The organism is Novipirellula sp., assembly GCF_041583735.1.
GTDB lineage: Bacteria > Planctomycetota > Planctomycetia > Pirellulales > Pirellulaceae > Novipirellula.
The window spans coordinates 1-17,004 of sequence record NZ_JBFHFD010000121.1 but is presented as its reverse complement, the minus strand read 5'-3'; the positions used below and the strand labels follow the sequence as shown (position 1 = coordinate 17,004).

At 55.6% G+C, this 17,004-nt stretch carries 13 protein-coding genes; 8 read left to right on the top strand and 5 right to left on the bottom strand.

Going from position 1 to position 17,004, the window contains the following annotated elements; translation table 11 throughout:
* Window positions 1-169: 169 nt before the first annotated feature.
* Entirely contained in the window at window positions 170-2,404 is a 2,235-nt protein-coding gene (recQ, locus tag ABX962_RS11655) for a DNA helicase RecQ (RefSeq protein ID WP_372719530.1), read from the top strand.
* A 17-nt stretch (window positions 2,405-2,421) separates the two neighbouring features.
* Here recQ and ABX962_RS11650 read toward each other — a convergent pair whose 3' ends face one another.
* From ABX962_RS11650 to bioA, 4 genes are all read right to left on the bottom strand, one after another.
* Window positions 2,422-3,030 (bottom strand): hypothetical protein, encoded by a 609-nt coding sequence (locus ABX962_RS11650; protein WP_372719528.1) that lies wholly within the window; start codon window positions 3,028-3,030, stop codon window positions 2,422-2,424.
* A gap of 382 nt (window positions 3,031-3,412) precedes the next feature.
* Window positions 3,413-4,648 carry a DUF1559 domain-containing protein gene (locus ABX962_RS11645; protein ID WP_372719526.1) on the bottom strand — a complete coding sequence of 412 codons (1,236 nt, stop codon included), beginning with the start codon at window positions 4,646-4,648 and terminating at the stop codon, window positions 3,413-3,415.
* A 216-nt stretch (window positions 4,649-4,864) separates the two neighbouring features.
* The gene (locus tag ABX962_RS11640; protein WP_372719524.1) at window positions 4,865-5,455 is read right to left on the bottom strand and encodes a sigma-70 family RNA polymerase sigma factor; all 591 of its coding nucleotides are present in this window, start codon (window positions 5,453-5,455) and stop codon (window positions 4,865-4,867) included.
* 89 nt (window positions 5,456-5,544) lie between these two features.
* Window positions 5,545-7,002: an adenosylmethionine--8-amino-7-oxononanoate transaminase gene (gene bioA, locus ABX962_RS11635; RefSeq protein ID WP_372719522.1), complete on the bottom strand. Its 1,458-nt coding sequence runs from the start codon at window positions 7,000-7,002 to the stop codon at window positions 5,545-5,547.
* 143 nt (window positions 7,003-7,145) lie between these two features.
* Between bioA and ruvB the strand changes: the two genes are divergently transcribed.
* The 3 genes from ruvB to ABX962_RS11620 all read left to right on the top strand — a co-directional run bounded on the left by ruvB (window position 7,146) and on the right by ABX962_RS11620 (window position 10,197).
* Window positions 7,146-8,117, top strand: a complete 972-nt coding sequence (gene ruvB, locus ABX962_RS11630; protein WP_372719532.1) for a Holliday junction branch migration DNA helicase RuvB — start codon at window positions 7,146-7,148, stop codon at window positions 8,115-8,117.
* Between the two features lie 158 nt (window positions 8,118-8,275).
* Window positions 8,276-9,352, top strand: coding sequence for a tRNA preQ1(34) S-adenosylmethionine ribosyltransferase-isomerase QueA (gene queA / locus ABX962_RS11625; RefSeq protein WP_372719520.1), 1,077 nt, complete (start codon window positions 8,276-8,278; stop codon window positions 9,350-9,352).
* 239 nt (window positions 9,353-9,591) lie between these two features.
* Window positions 9,592-10,197 (top strand): phosphoesterase, encoded by a 606-nt coding sequence (locus ABX962_RS11620; protein WP_372719518.1) that lies wholly within the window; start codon window positions 9,592-9,594, stop codon window positions 10,195-10,197.
* 240 nt (window positions 10,198-10,437) lie between these two features.
* Here ABX962_RS11620 and ABX962_RS11615 read toward each other — a convergent pair whose 3' ends face one another.
* Complete coding sequence (locus tag ABX962_RS11615; RefSeq protein ID WP_372719516.1) at window positions 10,438-11,019, bottom strand: hypothetical protein; 582 nt, start codon at window positions 11,017-11,019, stop codon at window positions 10,438-10,440.
* Between the two features lie 498 nt (window positions 11,020-11,517).
* Between ABX962_RS11615 and ABX962_RS11610 the strand changes: the two genes are divergently transcribed.
* The 4 genes from ABX962_RS11610 to ABX962_RS11595 form a co-directional block, all read left to right on the top strand.
* On the top strand, window positions 11,518-13,539 hold the full coding sequence (locus tag ABX962_RS11610) for a hypothetical protein (protein ID WP_372719514.1): 2,022 nt from the start codon (window positions 11,518-11,520) through the stop codon (window positions 13,537-13,539).
* A 36-nt stretch (window positions 13,540-13,575) separates the two neighbouring features.
* Window positions 13,576-14,847: a YiiX/YebB-like N1pC/P60 family cysteine hydrolase gene (locus tag ABX962_RS11605; RefSeq protein ID WP_372719512.1), complete on the top strand. Its 1,272-nt coding sequence runs from the start codon at window positions 13,576-13,578 to the stop codon at window positions 14,845-14,847.
* A gap of 257 nt (window positions 14,848-15,104) precedes the next feature.
* Window positions 15,105-16,046 carry a ThuA domain-containing protein gene (locus tag ABX962_RS11600; RefSeq protein WP_372719510.1) on the top strand — a complete coding sequence of 314 codons (942 nt, stop codon included), beginning with the start codon at window positions 15,105-15,107 and terminating at the stop codon, window positions 16,044-16,046.
* Window positions 15,946-17,004, top strand: a 1,059-nt coding sequence (locus ABX962_RS11595) for a PVC-type heme-binding CxxCH protein (protein WP_372719508.1), incomplete at its 3' end; no start/stop codon positions are given. The genes ABX962_RS11600 and ABX962_RS11595, both read left to right, overlap by 101 nt.

Here is a 17,004-nt window from a genome sequence, read left to right as displayed (position 1 = left end):
TTGGGAAGGATCGCGGGGCGATCGCGAGCCGATTTTGCGGCAATGCGCAGCTGCCGTTCGTTTGCGGTTCCGCATCAAAGTGTTAGGATTGTGAACATGCGTTCCTCATGTCGCATCCTGGTTGGGTTCGGTTCTCGACGGACGGGGCGACGATTCTTAGTGGAATGAAATGATGACCAAGGACGCTTCTGCATTGGATGCCATAGCTGCGGACACGATGACTCCGGTTCACCAAGTTTTGCAGGACGTCTGGGGATACGATTCGTTTCGGCCGCTCCAAGAAGCTTCGATCCGCAGCGTGTTGGATCGCCGAGATAGCTTGACGGTGCTGCCGACCGGGGGCGGGAAATCGCTTTGTTTCCAGGCGCCGGCGCTCTGTATGGATGGCATGGCGGTGGTCGTTTCACCGTTGATTTCGTTGATGAAGGACCAGGTCGATTCGCTCCGCGCCTGTGGTGTCGAGGCCGCATTCATCAATAGCTCGTTGACGGAGGCTGAGAAACGGCAGGTCGCCGAGCAAATCCGAGCGGGCAAAACCAAACTGTTGTATGTCGCTCCGGAACGCTTATTGTCCAGCCGGATGCTGCAGTTTTTGCACCAGACACCGATCTCGTTTTTCGCGATCGACGAAGCTCACTGTATCAGCAATTGGGGGCATGATTTTCGTCCCGAATATCGCGGGCTGCGGGTTTTAAAAGAGCAATTCCCTGCGGCCGCCGTGCATGCGTATACCGCGACCGCGTCGCAGCCGGTGCGGGATGATATCGTCGGCCAACTGGGGCTTCAGAAGGCAGAAGTGTTGGTTGGCGATTTTGATCGTCCCAATTTGACCTACCGCATGCTGCGGGCGAACGGCCGATTGCAACAAGTCGTTGACGTGATCGGGCGGCATCGCGGCGAATCGGGGATTGTGTATTGCATTAGTCGCAAAGAAGTCGAACGGACCGCGGCGGCGCTAAATCAATTGGGGACCGTTGCCCTGCCCTATCACGCCGGAATGAGTGACGAGGATCGAAAGCAAAGCCAAGACGCATTTATCAAAGAGACGTGCGATGTGATCGTCGCCACCGTCGCCTTTGGAATGGGAATTGATAAGTCGAACGTGCGGTTTGTGGTCCATGCCGGGATGCCAAAATCGATCGAGCACTACCAACAGGAAAGTGGACGTGCGGGGCGTGATGGGTTGGAATCCGAATGCGTGCTGATCTATTCCGGTGGTGACGTTGTCACATGGAAAAAAATAATGCAGGGCGACTCGCAAGCGACCGGCGGCGGTGCGCTGCAATCGCTCGAAGCGATCAATCAGCTGTGCGGCAGTCCCGTGTGCCGACACAAGGCTTTGGTTGAATATTTTGGCCAACCCTACACCCATGAAAATTGTGGGGCCTGTGATTTTTGTCTCGATGAAATCGAATTGGTCGATGACCCGATTACGTTGAGCCAGAAGATCTTGTCGTGTGTTTTGCGAGTGCAAGAGCGATTCGGAGCGTCGCACGTTGCCAAGGTGCTCGTCGGATCAACGGAACAGCGGATCGTCCAACTCGGGCACGACAATCTGAGCACCCATGGTTTGTTAACCGACGACGGATTAAATGCGGTGCGGATGTGGATTGATCAATTGGTCCAGCAATCGTATTTGCAGCGTACCGGTGAGTACCAGATTCTATCGCTTTCTGAATCGGGACGCCGGTTGCTTCACCGCGATGGGAATCCACGACTAAGTGTCCCTGGCAAAAAAGCACGCTCGCGAAGCCGAGCGGTATCGGTCGATTCGTGGGACGGTGTGGATCGCGGATTATTTGAAGCGTTGCGGAGCAAGCGAAGTGCGATCGCATCGGAGAAGAACGTACCGGCCTATATCGTCTTCGGCGATGCCACGCTGCGTGAACTCGCTCGTGTTCGTCCGGCAACGCTCGAGGCGTTCGGCAAGATCAAAGGAGTCGGCGATCGGAAATTGGCCGATTTTGGCGAAACGTTTCTCGAGCCGATTCGCACTTATTGTGAAACGCACAATCTCGAAACCAATGTGAAAACGGTACCCGCGCCAGCTGCAACCGCGGCTGCGCCGCGAGCGGTCCTGCCCAACGCCAATTCGATGGCCGCGTTTGACAATTTCCGTCGGGGCGAATCGATCGAAGAAGTCGCTGAGAAATTGGGGCGAGCGGTCTCGACCGTCGTCGGTTACCTGCAGGATTTTTTGCGTCAAGAAAAAATCACCGATCCGTCGCCCTGGGTGGACGATCAGACTCGTGATTCCATTCTCGGCAATCTGCATTTGGTGGAAGAAGGGCGGATCAAGCCGATGCATGAATTTTTTGAAGGCAAGATCTCCTACGAAGCGATCCGTGTTGTCTTGACATGCCATCAAAATGTGGAAACACCCGCCGCATCCGAAGCCCACTGACGTTACCTCGTCGGCGTTTATTCGCGTCGCTGAAGTCGCAATTGGTTGCGTCCGTCGTACGTCAGCAGCAATGCTCCGTCGGCGGCGAATTGATCAAAGATCGTGGCGAAATACCCCTGCTCGCCGGGCCATGGAAAGGCAAAGATCACATCGAATTCGTCGATCGATTTCCCTAACGCTGCGTAGGCACTCGGGCTGTCGATATCGACATTTTCAAAGTCTTGGATCACGGACTCGATCACCGAACGATCATCGGGCAAAAAACTGCCCTCGACAAATTCGGCGTCGATGTCAAAGTCTTCGGCGAGCAGGCGAGATTGATCGATCAAGTCACGCTCGACCTCGATTCCGACCGCGTTCATGCCTTCGATCGCCGCTAACATCGTGACAACGCCAAAACCGCTGCCCCATTCCAGAAATGAATCGCCGCAAGCGATGCGGTTTTCGACTAACCACCCAATCGCCGCGCCGACCAATTCGAAATCGGAAACGACAAAGTTGTGAATCGTGTCGCGGCGATTTTTGGTAAACGCATCCACTCGCTCGTTCGCTTCTTCGATTAATTCGAGATGTTCGTCTGGATGCGACGCGCCGTCGAAGCTAGGCAGGGGAACGTTCTTTAGCATGCGGATCAAATCGGTTTTTTTAGGAAGATAACTTTCCCTCTGACCGCATTATCGTTACGGACTCGGGATGTCAATCAAATAAGATCGGTTGCCCAGGATCGTAATCTTTGCCGCTGCGAATATCGATTGCACGTGTGTCGGAAAAAGAGTGTCGGAAAATGAAAGGTTGGGGTGTCACACACGTTACGGTGAATGAAATCGCGCTGCGATTCATCGCCGAGGATTCCAAATAGAAGATGTAATATGCATTCCGACAAAATTGGCAAGCTGTTATTCTTTTCGCCGCCAGCGTGACGCCACCAATAAGACTACGAAAACACGCTGCGTTCGGCTCGCAAACGCAGCGTGTATGGGATGTCATGTTGTTATCTCGGTGGACCGGCTAGAAGTCGCTCGAGACGACTTCTTTGCCAGCACGCGTTCCCAACGCACCCCACAAACCATAAGGGCTCTTGGACCCCGGCAGCGTGGAAGGAGGGCCAGCGTTTCCTTCGATGTTGCTGACCATGCGAGTCGATTGACTGCCAGCTTCGATCGAATCGGTGATGAATTTGACCGATCCATCGCCCATCAAGACGTGGCAACCACCTTGGTGTCGGCTGCCAGCGGGCATCAATCCATAGTTCTTGTCAGGGGTCGCCGAGGACGTTAGCGTGCCCGAGGTGTCGATGATCCCTTCGCTTGTTGAACACGCTGCCGAGTTCGGTGGCGAGATCGTTTGCATCGTCGAGTAGACGGGGTTGCCATCGGCCCAGCGAAAGCCGCGACCGAACGCCGCGTTGCCGCCATCGAGAATGGTGGCGGTTCCCGCAGCCCAGAACTGTGGACGGTTGGCATCTTTTCCTGTACCTGCACAATCCGCGGGGTTGATGCCGAGTCCGCCCACCATGACGCCCGCCGCTTTAGGCGCGGTACGTGCGTCGCGATCCCCCAGGTCGGTTGCGATTTCACCCATCATCACGGTGTTGGCGAGTCCGTCGAGGATGTCTCGGAATGCCGCTTTGTCGCGAGGAACGAACACGCCTCGTTGGTTCGCTCGAGCCGCACCCGCAGCGGTGCTGCTGAGTGTCAATAAATTGGATCGAGGTCCGTGCGTCATCGAATAAGCACTGTCCCCCAAACAGGCGGCGTAGTTCGTGCGGGCAAGGCCGGGACTACCGACACCTGGATCACTGGGGCAACGCAGTGTGGGCAATTCGGTCACCCAGGGCGAATAGCTGGTGACATCCGGTGTTGGACCCATGCTTTGGAAACCAGACTGCGGATTGCTGATCTGTTCCCACAACGCTTGGGCTTCGACGAACGGGGTTAACGCCACCAACATGCTCAGTTCTTGGCAATTACCGTTCAGGTTGGATTGGTCCCATCCGGACGCCAGCGCCAAGCCCGTCCCGGTTTTATGGGTGGGCAATTGATTGTAAGCAGCGTGGTAGTTGTGAATCCCCAAGCCAAGCTGCTTGAAGTTATTCCCACAACTCATTCGTCTCGCTGCTTCTCGTGCGGCTTGGACGGCCGGCAGCAGCAATCCAACCAATACACCAATGATGGCGATAACCACCAACAATTCCACCAGCGTAAAACCATCGCGGTGATTCTTATACAACGTGCGACTCAACATTCATCGTGTTCCTGAGGCAGACAACTCTTGACGCAAAGGACGCCGCGACATTGCGACTGACAAAAAACTCCTTCGCGGGCCGAGTTATAGGATGCCGATGTTCAGAAGCCGGGACCAACGGTTGAAGATGCGATGAACATTTGACTCAGGCGGGGGGCTGGACTGCTGTGCGAGGAGGCATCGGTGGGCGGGGTCCGGGGCGTCAAACGAGCGGTTTTACGCGTCGCCAAGTTGTTCACGCAGCGTCTTCATGCCTCGATGTAGCAGCCCTGCGATTGCTCCACTGGACTTATCCATGCTTGCGGCCACTTCGCTCAACTTCATGCCCTCGATGTAGTGCAACCGGATCGCTTCACGCTGCGTTTCGGGCAACTGTTCGATCGCCATGGCGATTCGCACCACGTTTTCGCCCAACGCCACATTCTGGCTGGGGGTGGGGCCGTCACCTGCTAACAAACCTTCGAGCCGCATCGACGATTTTGCCAATTGTTGCTGCATCGATTGTTCGCGGCGAACGTCTCGCTTGTCGCGGCGGAAATCGCGATCGAGATGACAGAGGTGGCGGGCAAGGATTTGTCGCAACCAGCCGCGAAACTCCGCTTCACCGGTGCCCCGGAACTGATCGATTGCCTGTACCGCTTGCAACATCGTTTGCTGGACGATGTCGGATTCCCCGATTTTAGCTTGCAGCGCCCGCCGCATCTGCACTTTCGCAAGCATGCGAAGGTACGGTTCGTAGCGAGCGACGATCGCCGGATCCGACGTGTCGATGGGCGTTTGGTCTTCGGAGTCCGATGTGTTTGACATCGCAGTGTGTGGTTCCCGAGTAGGGTGACAAGCATCCGTGACAGGTAAAAATGGCTCGCATGCGGTTCGCGTTTGAGCCGCCCCCCATTTTAGTCGATATCCGCCAGCACTTCTTCGATCGCTTGGGTGACGGTGTTTGCCAGAAAACGCAGTTCGTCGTCCGATGCGACCAACGGCGGCATCAGCACGATGACGTCCCCGAGTGGTCGAATCCAGGCTCCGAGTTCAGTCGCACGCTCACACACTTTGCGTCCGATCAATCGGTCGCTGTCAAACGGCATTTTGCTTTCGCGATCGGCCACCAATTCGATTCCCACCATCAAACCGCGGCCTCGCACGTCACCGACATGAGGATGGTTTGCAAGCGGAGCGAGGCACTCGCGTAGAAACTGGCTCTTGGCGTCGATCGTGTCGGTCAAGTTCGTGTCGCGGAACAGATCCAACGAGGCGACTGCGGCTGCGGCGGCAAGCGGATTCCCGCCGAAGGTGTGGCCGTGATAGAACTGTTTTCGCTCGGACGATTTTCCTAAAAACGCCTCAAACACATGAGGCCGTGCGATCGTCGCCGCCATCGGCAAGTAGCCTCCGGTGATTCCTTTGCCCATGCACAGAATATCCGGCGTGACGCCCTCGTGATCGCAAGCAAACATGCGTCCGGTGCGGCCGAATCCGGTGGCGACTTCGTCCACGATCAGCAAGACGTCATATCGGTCGCACAATTCACGGATGCGGGCCAGCAGACCCGTCGGGTGCGTGATCATTCCCGCCGCACCTTGGACCAGCGGTTCCATCACAACGGCGGCAAGCTCGGCGTGATGCTGCTTTAACAGCGATTCAATTTCGTTGGCGTAATAATCGCAGGCGTCGTCGGGGTGGACGCCCTCGGGCAACCGATAGCTGCACGGCAATGGCCCGCGAACTGGGGTGAAAACGATCGGCGCAAACAGTTGGTGAAAGTACTTGATTCCGCCTAGCGAAACCGCCCCCGTCGTATCGCCATGGTAGGCCGACGACAGTGCCAAGTAGCGAGTTTTGGAGGTTGAAGTCGGGGTTGTCGTCGAGGAGGGCTCCAAGGCGGGCGTCGTGGCGGAGTGTTTCAGATGCCAATACTGCAGCGCCATCTTCAGTGCCGCCTCGACGGCGGAGGATCCATCGCTGCTAAAGAAAACGTGTTTCAAATCGCCAGGGGTGACTTCGGCCAATCGCTCGGCCAATCGGTCGGTGATATCGGCCGACATGCCCAATGTCGTGATATGGCTGACGCGGTCGAGTTGGGTGCGGATCGCCGCATCCAGTTTCGGATTGCGATGGCCATGGACGTTGCACCACAGGCTCGCGACACCGTCAAAAAGTCGTTCTCCAGAGGTCGTGGTTAGCCAGCAGCCCTCGGCACGTTCGATGACGATATTCTGGAAATCGGCCATCTGTGTGAACCCGTGCCAATGAAAACTCTGGCTTTCGGGGGGGGCGGAAACGCTGCTTTTTTCGAGGGTATGCGCAGGGTTGCTGTGTAATTGCAGTGGTTTATCTGTAATTCGTGAAGTCATCGCGAGAGTCGAGAGAATTTGCGGTACGCCAAACCACGGGAAATCGTTAAAGTAGGAGGGCTAAGTCAACCAAGGGAGTGTAATGCATGGCCAGAGAAGCAGTCTACCAACAAACCGAACCCGAGTCCGAAACCGAAGCGTTGATGCCGAAAGAGCAGGACAATTCGCTGCGCCCTCGGCGGATGGACGAAATGGTCGGCCAGCAGGACGTCATCGAACGGCTGAAAATCGCAATCGATGCGGCTCAGGGACGCGGCGAGCCGCTCGGACATATCTTGTTTGATGGACCGCCGGGACTCGGCAAGACGACGTTCGCCACCGTGATTCCCGCCGAGATGGGGACTTCGGTCGAAATGGCCAATGGTGCGGGGCTGCGAGCCCCCAAGGATTTGCTGCCCTATTTGACCAATCTCTCCGAAGGCGCCGTGCTGTTTATCGATGAAATTCACCGCATCCCCAAAGCGGTCGAAGAGTATTTGTACACGGCGATGGAAGATTTTCGCATCGACATCATTCTGGGCGAGGGCGTTAGCGCGAGGACGTTGAATTACGAATTGCGGCCGTTCACCTTGATCGGAGCAACGACGCGAGCGGGGATGTTGAGTGCTCCGCTGAGAGACCGGTTTCAAATTCGCGAACATCTCGGTTGGTACAACCAAGCCGAGCTTTGCGAAATCGTACAACGCAACTCGAAAAAACTGAAAATCGCCATCGACGATGGTTCCGCTGGCGTGATCGCTGGCCGAAGTCGCAGCACTCCGCGGCTGGCAAACAATCGCTTGCTGTGGGTCCGTGATTACGCGCAAAGCAAGGCCAATGGAAAAGTCGATGCGACGGTCACCGCCGCGGCGCTCGATATGATCGGGATCGACACATTGGGGCTGGATAAACAGGATCGCGGCTACCTCGATACGTTGATGCGGGTCTTTTTAGGAGGCCCGGCAGGCCTCGAAGCCATTGCCCACACGATGAACGTCAGCAGCGACACGCTCGAAGACGAAGTCGAGCCGTTCTTGCTCCGCACCGAGATGATTGTGCGAACACGTCGCGGCCGGATGGCGACTCATAAAGCGTTCGAGCATATGAAGGTCAAAAAGCCTGACGCCAGCGCCTAACATTCTGTGATTGTTCCCGTAGCGAAACTCGCCAAGAGTCTCGGCAGCCACCCAATCTTTTCGTAGCGATAGTCGTCAAGACTATCGACATGCCCCCCCTTTTTCAAAGTCGCTTTGGGGGCTGCCGCGCACGCTCGACAAAAACTACACTGTCCGCGATGAGCGACATAGAACAATACGATTACGACCTGCCTCGCGAGCGAATTGCCCAAGCACCATTGGCGACTCGCAGCGATGCTCGATTGATGCTGGTGGATCGCAAAGCGGGCACGATTGACCACCACTACGTCCGCGATCTGCCCGAGCTGCTGAAGGCCGACGACACGTTGGTGCTCAACAACACACGTGTGATTCCAGCGAAGTTGGTCGGTTATCGCGCCGAAACGAGCGGTCAGTGGCAGGGGCTGTTTTTGCGAGCCGATGCAGCGACCGGCGTTTGGGAGGTGCTGACCAAAACTCGCGGCACGCTCCGCCCAGGCGAAGCGATCACGATCAAGGACCGTGAAGGTCGCCCTAGCATGCAATTGGTGGTCGTCTCGCGGACCGACGATGGGCACTTGTTGGTGACGCCGCGATTGCCCGGCCGAGACGAATCCGAATGGCCTCGTGAACCGGCCGATTGGCTTGAACGCTACGGCCGAATCCCGCTGCCGCCCTACATCCGCGATGGCCAAATGGTCGATGCCGATGTGAAAAATTATCAAACCGTTTTCGCCGAGCATCGCGGCAGTGTGGCGGCCCCGACGGCCGGATTACACTTCACCGACAAACTGCTCGAGTACATCCGCACCGGTGGCACCGATATCCAAGAAGTGACGCTGCACGTTGGGATCGGCACGTTTCGTCCGATCGCTGTCGATCGGCTCGACGAGCACACGATGCACAGCGAGTGGGGCCAAATCGATGCGGCCACCGCCGAGACGATTCGCGCCCGCCGAGCGCATGGTCGCTGTATCGCCGTCGGCACCACCAGCGTCCGCGTGCTCGAAAGTGCCGCGAGAAACGCCGAAGGAAAACTCGAGCCGTGGACCGGCGCGACGGACCTGTTCATCAAGCCGCCGTACCAATTCAAAGTCGTCGATGCGTTGATGACCAATTTTCATCTGCCTCGCAGCAGTTTGCTTGTTTTGGTCAGCGCGTTTGCGGGACGCGAATTGATTATGGAAGCGTATCAAAAAGCCATCGAAAGCGAATATCGCTTCTTCAGCTACGGCGACGCCATGCTAATCGTCTAAACCAAACGCTGTGAGGAATTTAGAGACGGCAAATTGCAGCATTTGCGTTTTGTAACTACGCTCGCCAGAGCGTGGATGGTTGTCGGCGAATACGAGTCACCACCTTCTGGCGAAGGTAGCTACGAAAAAAATGCTTCAGGGCGTTCGTCTAAACCGCTGATCGTCTAAACACTGTGAGCGACGTTCATTGTCGCTCTGCCACTACTTATCTCTTTTCCGCAAATCGCGACCTGCTATTTATGTCTACTGAAGAACACATCTTGGTGATCCCCGAGTCAGTGATTAACTCAATCGGCGTGATTGACGGTTTTGAATCGGATGTCGATCGGTTCTTGCTGCCCATTCTTGCCAGCGACCAATTGTCGTTCCAACCGCGCACGCCGATGGAAACCGACCCCAGCTTCAAGCAGTTGATTCCGTATGTGTTGTTGGAATGGACCGAAAACGACGGAACGAAGAAATTGTTCACCTACACTCGCGGGGGTGGCGGCGGAGAGAAACGCTTGCATGCCAAACGCAGCGTTGGGATCGGAGGCCACATCAGCCGCGAAGATGCCGCCGACGGAGCCAATCCGTATTCGACCGGGATGCATCGCGAGATCGAAGAAGAGATCCAGCTTCGCTCGGATTACAAAGAAACGCAAGAAGGATTGATTTACGACCCATCCAACGAGGTCGGCAAGGTCCATTTGGGCGTTGTTCATCGTTTTGTCCTGGAATCGCCCGAGGTGCAAAGCAATGAAGCGGATCTGGCCGAAGGCGGTTTCGTCAGCATCGGAGAGCTGAAAGCGGACATCGAGCAATTGGAAACGTGGAGCCAATTAGCGATCAAAGCTCTCTACTAGATCAGTGGTGCCGTTGCGAATGACGCGTCCATTTTTAAATATCCAGTTGCAATAAATTGATTAACCCTCCCAGCTTGCGTCGGGAGGGTCGAAAGCCGAGCATTCAGCGAGATTTTCGGGGAGGGCTGGTTGCACGGTGCTTGTCCGTTGCCATCTCTATCGCTTTATCCACAAAAAAACGACGACGGCATTCACCGTCGTCGTTCTTTTTTTTTCCGTCTCTACCTAGCCTAAAAATTCTTACTCAAGAATCTTGCTGAGGTCGGCGATAACAGCGTCAACGTTTAGCTTCTTGGCGTTGGCAATTGCGTAATTGGCTTTCACGTTGCCTTCGTTTGCCATCACGATGGTGACAGCCGCTTTTGGGTTGATTCCGTAGTTGTCGGGACCGTTTGCGTTTTCGTTAGGAACAACAAAAGGAATGTTCTTGACGCTGGTCGTCGAAACAAACTTCTTGGCGATATCCGATGCATCGTCTTTGTCTTCGTTCAAAACATTGACGAAAACGCGAAGTTTTGATTCTTCGTTCGATGCTACCGCTTCGTCAAGCTTCTTCACCAATTCGGCAACCTTCGGGTCGTCGCTGCGAGTGAAAACCATGACTTGAGGCTTCGAGCCGTTGCGGCAGCGGTAGCACAAGTTTTTGCCTTCGGCGACACCGTCGTCTTCTGCGCCTGCACATTTGGTGACGTAGAACGGACCCACGTTTTCACCCGGTTGCAAACCGCTCTTCAATCCACCTTTCTTGGTTGGCTTTTCAGCCGTCGCAGTGGTCGCGGAGACGAGAGCCAAAGCCAAACCGAGCACTAAAAAGTTCTTCATTCTATATCCTCATCAAAAGGGGGGCATTGTCGCCATGCTCACTCGGCATGGTTTCAACAGTTTTGAATCTTCCGCAAATAGATCGTCTGAAAATTTGATGTCATCACATTCTACTGTCCAAGCAATGACGATTGGGGCGAACCATCCGCCACCATTTTCTGTTTGTTATCCAAAATTCATCATTAGGGACACGTGCGCCAAGGTGTGTTTCGCATGGTGGGATAGGGAGATGACTCTCGCATGCTACGAGTTGGACTCCGCTTAGGCAACGGTTCACGCATCACTGAATCGCAGACGAGGCGGTATTATAGCGGACAGGAAAGCCACAAGGGGTGGTGCGACATGCCAAACAAATGAACATTTGTAGTGGACATCCGGTGAGTCGTCCCCCAAGAATGTACGGCAGAGAAGGACGTTTCTAGGCTCATGCAGCCTTTTCAAAGTGGATAAGATGGATCGAGCCAAGTAAGGCCAATTCAGAAAAATTAGGAATTAGCGGTGGCATTAACCTCAGCAGAAAACGATTTGCAGCGTGCGGCGACGTTCCACATTGTCAGATTTTTACAACCCAAGGCAAAGTCCATGGATTTGCGTTATCGAGTCTGCTTGCTCTCGGCGTTGTGGCTCTGTACGTCGATCCCGGTGTGGGCTGACTCACCTGCAACCCTGCAAAAAACGCGAAATTCGGCCCGATCGATCTCGGGAAATGCGACAATCGATCCCCAGCTTGACCGCTCGCCCGTTGATTTAGCGATCAATCCGGCAGCAACGTGGCCCGCAGGCCAATGGATTGTGACCGTCAATCAGACCTCGGATTCGATTTCGCTGGTTTCAACCGAATCCCGTGCCGTCGTGGACGAAGTTGTTTGCGGAGACCATCCCACCGATGTTGTATTTGCCAACGATGATGACCGTTTCGTCGTGACCTGTGCGTGGTCCGGCGAATTGGTCGTCTATCGACTCATTCCGCTGGACACTCGGGAATCCGACATTCCCGCTGCTTCATCATCGCTAGCTGAGAATGCTTCGCGGTTGGCAACGATCCAGGAAGTCGCACGGATCCAACTGGGGTTCGAACCTGCGGGGGTCGCGTTGTCGCCGGACGCTTCGGTCGCCTACGTCGGACTCGTTGCATCGGGGGAATTGGTTGAAGTCGACTTGGTCGAAAATAAGATCTCGCGTCGAATGGATGTCGGACATTGGCCAAAGAACCTAGCGATTTCGCCCGACGGAAAACGGTTGGCGGTCGGTTGTAGCGGCGAAGGCAAGATTGTTGTCGTCGACACCGCGTCGTTTGAACGGCTGTATGACGAGCCTCTCGTGGGCGGGATCAATCTCGGACACATGGTTGCGTCGCGGGACGGCAGCCAAGTCTATTTTCCGTGGATGGTCTATCGCTCGAATCCGATCACCATCGGCAACATCAAACGAGGCTGGGTGTTGGCCAGTCGGATTGGACGAGTCCGGTTGGATGGGCCTGCCTATCGTGAAGCGATTTCGTTGGATGTGCCTGAATTGGCGATTGGCGACCCGTATGGAATCGCGATCACGTCTGACGAGCAACAAATGGTTGTCACCGCAGGTGGGACTCACGAATTGCTGTTCTATCGATTGCCCGATTTGCCTTTCATCGGTGCCGGTGGCCCCGGCGATTTGATCGAGCGTGAACTGCAGTATGATCGAAAACGGTTTGATCGCATGTCGCTCGGAGGACGTCCGCTTGGAATCAAAATCGCAAGCGATGATCGCACTGCTTACATTGCCAACTATTTGAACAACTCGGTGCAAGTGGTCGATTTGGTCGAGCGGAAATTGCTGCACGAGATTGATTTAGGAGGCCCCGATTCGATGTCACTTGCTCGCCAAGGGATGGCGATCTTTCACGACGCAACGCGAAGCTTGGACCAGTGGTATAGCTGTCATTCGTGTCACCAAGAGGGCGGTTCCAATGCATTGCCGATGGACACGATGAACGATGGTACCGAGTTGACGGTCAAAACCGTGTTGCCGCTGTTTGGCGTCGAGCAGACAAAGCCGTACACATGGCATGGCTGGCAGCAGAGCTTGGATGATTCAATTGCCAAATCATTCACATCAACGATGATCGGCAAGTCGCCATCAGCGAGCGAGACAAAGGCCGTGCGTGCGTATCTCGCCTCGCTCGAATTGCCTCCCAATCCGTATCGAATCCCCAACGGCGAATTGTCGGAATCAGCCGCCCGCGGACGCCAAGTCTTTTTCAGCTCCAAGGCGGCGTGCGCTGATTGTCATCTCGGCCCACATTTGACGGACAACGAAATTCACGATGTCGGCCTTAATTCCAAAGACGACTTTTACGAAGGCTACAACACGCCTTCGCTGCGAGGGACCTACCGCAAAGTGCGATGGTTGCACAGCGGCCGAGCCAAAACGCTCGAGCGGGTCATCACGGATCTGCACAGCCCCGAAAAGGTCAACGGCGACGCGGAGCTAACCGAACAAGAGGCAGCCGACTTAATCGAATATTTAAAGTCATTGTGATGCAATGACGCGTCTCGGATCGGCTAAAATGCCGGGATGCAACCTTTCGAACTCCAGGCCGCTTGCCAAACCGTCGTTCATTTGTCTCAGCACATGACGCGACTACGAGGCGAAGCGGTCCAATTTCAGCAGACTTGCACGACGCTTAGTCGCGGGTACTTCACACCCAGCGAGGATGATCAGGTGACGCACCTGTGGGTGTCCTATCATAAGGCTCGTAACGCGCTGTTGGAATTGATTCACTCAACTCGCCAATCGGTTGGTAGAGACGTCGAGGATCATCCCGGCGAATTCTTGTGTGCCTACGCAGCCGCCGTTGTGCTGGTGGATGCCGCGCGATGTCTGCGAGATCTTTTCTCGAACAACGCACTCGTGCGTCGCAAGCTGAACGAGTCGTTTGATGCGTACGGAATTCCTGCAGGCAGCTTTGACGCGATTCAATTGACGTTGACGTCACCAACCAATGCGACACAGTTGAACCGAGCCAACCATTTTTACGTCGACCATCATGACTCGCTTGCCGAGACGGCTGCTGGCAACCCGGCGCTGCTGGAAGTCCAAAGCGTGATTGACATCCGTTTGCAGCGAGTGCAAGTCGGACCTAGGCAATACATTCGCTCGCGAATCGCCGAGCGTCGTCGCGATTTCCGAGAACGTATTTTGGCAGGCAGTTTGCGACAACTGATTTACACTGTGCAGCAGTGGGGATCGCTCGCCGTCAGTGCGATTAGCACCAACCCGAGCCACATTCCGCAACTGCCCGCGTCGATTTCGGCCGAGTTGTCGACTTTGCTGCGTCCGGGCGACATCTTCGTCACTCGCAAAGACACCGCGCTGACCAATTATTTCTTGCCGGGATATTGGCCGCATGCGGCGTTCTATATCGGTGAAGAGCAAGTGGTCGAGTCGCTCAAAGACGGCGTGCGGGTGCGATCGATGATTTCGCCGTTTGGCAATGATGCCGTCGCGGTCATTCGCCCTCAGCTCGATCCGACGGTCATTGCCAAAGGGATCGAGCGAGCGAAGACCCACGTGGGAAAACCGTACGATTTTGATTTTGACTTTACACGCTCGGACCGTCTGGTTTGCACCGAAGTCGTGTATCGAGCCCTCGAAGGAGTGGGGGGCATCGTGTTTACCCTGACCAAACGGGCTGGACGGCAAACACTCTCGGCCGAAGACCTCTTGAACCTTGCGGTCCAGCGGAAGCACTTTCACCCCGTGGCGGTGTATTGCCCGAGTCACGGCAATCAACTGCAGGGCGATGAAGCGATGTGCGAGATATTGCGAAAGACGATGGTGAAATAACGGCAAGAATTGCATTGTTGGCGGCCAACTATCGTCAGAAAGTTGACCGGCGATTTCCGATCGATTACTCTTTCTAGGCGTGCTGTTCTCCCGCCTTCCGCCCGGCAAATGACCGATCCTGCCAACGCCCGACATCCCTCGGGCACCCAAGTTCTTTGGGGCCAACAAGTGGCCGACAGATTTCAAGCAAGTTTATGCCGCGTTTTCCCTGCCCTCGTGCTCTGACTCTCTCTCTCTCCCTCTGATAGGTAATTCTGATGCGAATGCTGAGCCTGATCTGTTTCTTGACCAGCTTGATGCTCCCGATGAGCCAAGTTCGCGCTGAATCCAACGCGAACTCGTCAGATCGAAAAAAAGTGGTCTTCATTTCAGGACCGCCGAGCCATGGCTATGGAGCACACGAGCACTACGCGGGATCTTTGTTGTTAGCCAATACACTCAAAGAGGCGATGCCAAATTTTGATGTCGAAGTCATCAAGCACGGATGGCCCAGCGAAGGCGTCAAAGCACTCGAGGGGGCCGACACGATCGTTGTCTATTGTGACGGCGGCGGACGCCATCTGTTGAACCCACACATCGACGAACTCGACCCGCTGATGAAAAAAGGGGTAGGACTCGTTTGTGTTCACTACGGCGTCGAGACGCCCGCCGGAAAGACCGGAGACGCGTTCTTGGATTGGATCGGTGGCTATTTTGAAGCGGGTTGGTCGGTCAATCCGCACTGGGTTGCCAAATACGAAACATTTCCGGACCATCCGATCAGCCGCGGTGTGAAGCCGTTTGCGATCAATGATGAATGGTACTATCACATGCGATTTCGTGACGGAATGAAAGGTGTCACGCCGATTTTGTCGGCGCTGCCGCCCGAAGACACACTTCGCCGCCCCGACGGACCCCACAGCGGCAACCCCGCAGTTCGCAAAGCTGTTGCCAACAAGGAAGTCCAGCATATGGCGTGGGCTGCCGAACGTGACGGAGGCGGTCGCGGATTCGGTTTTACCGGAGGCCATTTTCACTGGAACTGGGGCGACGAGAACTTTCGCAAAGTGATGCTCAATGCGATCGTCTGGACCGCACATGGCGAAGTGCCCGAACACGGTGTCACGACGAGCAACCCGTCGCAGGACGAGCTCGAAGCGAACCAAGACGAGCCAAAGCCGGCCGCAAAAGCCGACGCCAAGACTAAAAAAAAAGTCTGACAGGCCAGCCGGGCCAGCCGCGATCAAACGATCGCAAGCCAACGCGGTAGCCAGCGGTTCTGAAAAACCGATCTTCAAAAGCCCACCGGTTTCGAAACAGACTCCGGGACATGCCGTTGCGATCGATGTCCCACTTGGTGCAGCGAAACAGCTGTACCTCGTCGTTACCGACGCTGGAAATGGATTCTCTTGTGATTGGGCGGACTGGGCCGAACCCCGCTTGGTCGGACCGAAGGGTGAAAAGAAATTAACCGATCTGCAGTGGAAAGACGCGTCGGCTCAGTGGGGCAAGGTCCGCGTCAATAAAAACGCAGGCGGTGGACCGCTAAAGATCGCGGGCAATGCGGTCGCCTATGGGATCGGCACCCACGCTAATTCGCTGATCGCGTTTGATCTGCCCGAGGGCTACGACCGCTTCGTTGCCACAGGCGGGTTGGACAACGGTGGAACCGATCAAAGTGGTGGCGACGCTGCAGAAGTCGAATTTCTCGTCTACACCGCCAAGCCGGCACTGCCGACCAAGGGGCGTAACGAAGCGTCAGGATCGCATGAGGTGGCCGATGCCCTGGACGGTTTGGATGTCGGCGATGGTTTGGCGGCGACGTTGTTCGCGGCCGAACCACAACTGCTAAGCCCATCGAACATCGACATTGATCATCGCGGCCGCGTTTGGGTTTGTGAAATCGTTAACTACCGTCGTCACCAAGGGAAACGTGCCGAAGGAGACCGGATCTTGATTCTCGAAGATTCCGATGGCGATGGGCAAGCCGATACGGAAACGGTGTTCTACCAAGGCACCGATATCGATTCGCCTCATGGGGTTTGTGTGCTCGGCGATAAAGTCATCGTGTCGGCGGGTGACAAAGTTCTGCTGTTTACCGATTCGGACGGTGACGACAAACCGGACGACAAGCAGGTCTTGTTCAGCGGCATTTCCGGAACCCAACACGACCATGGC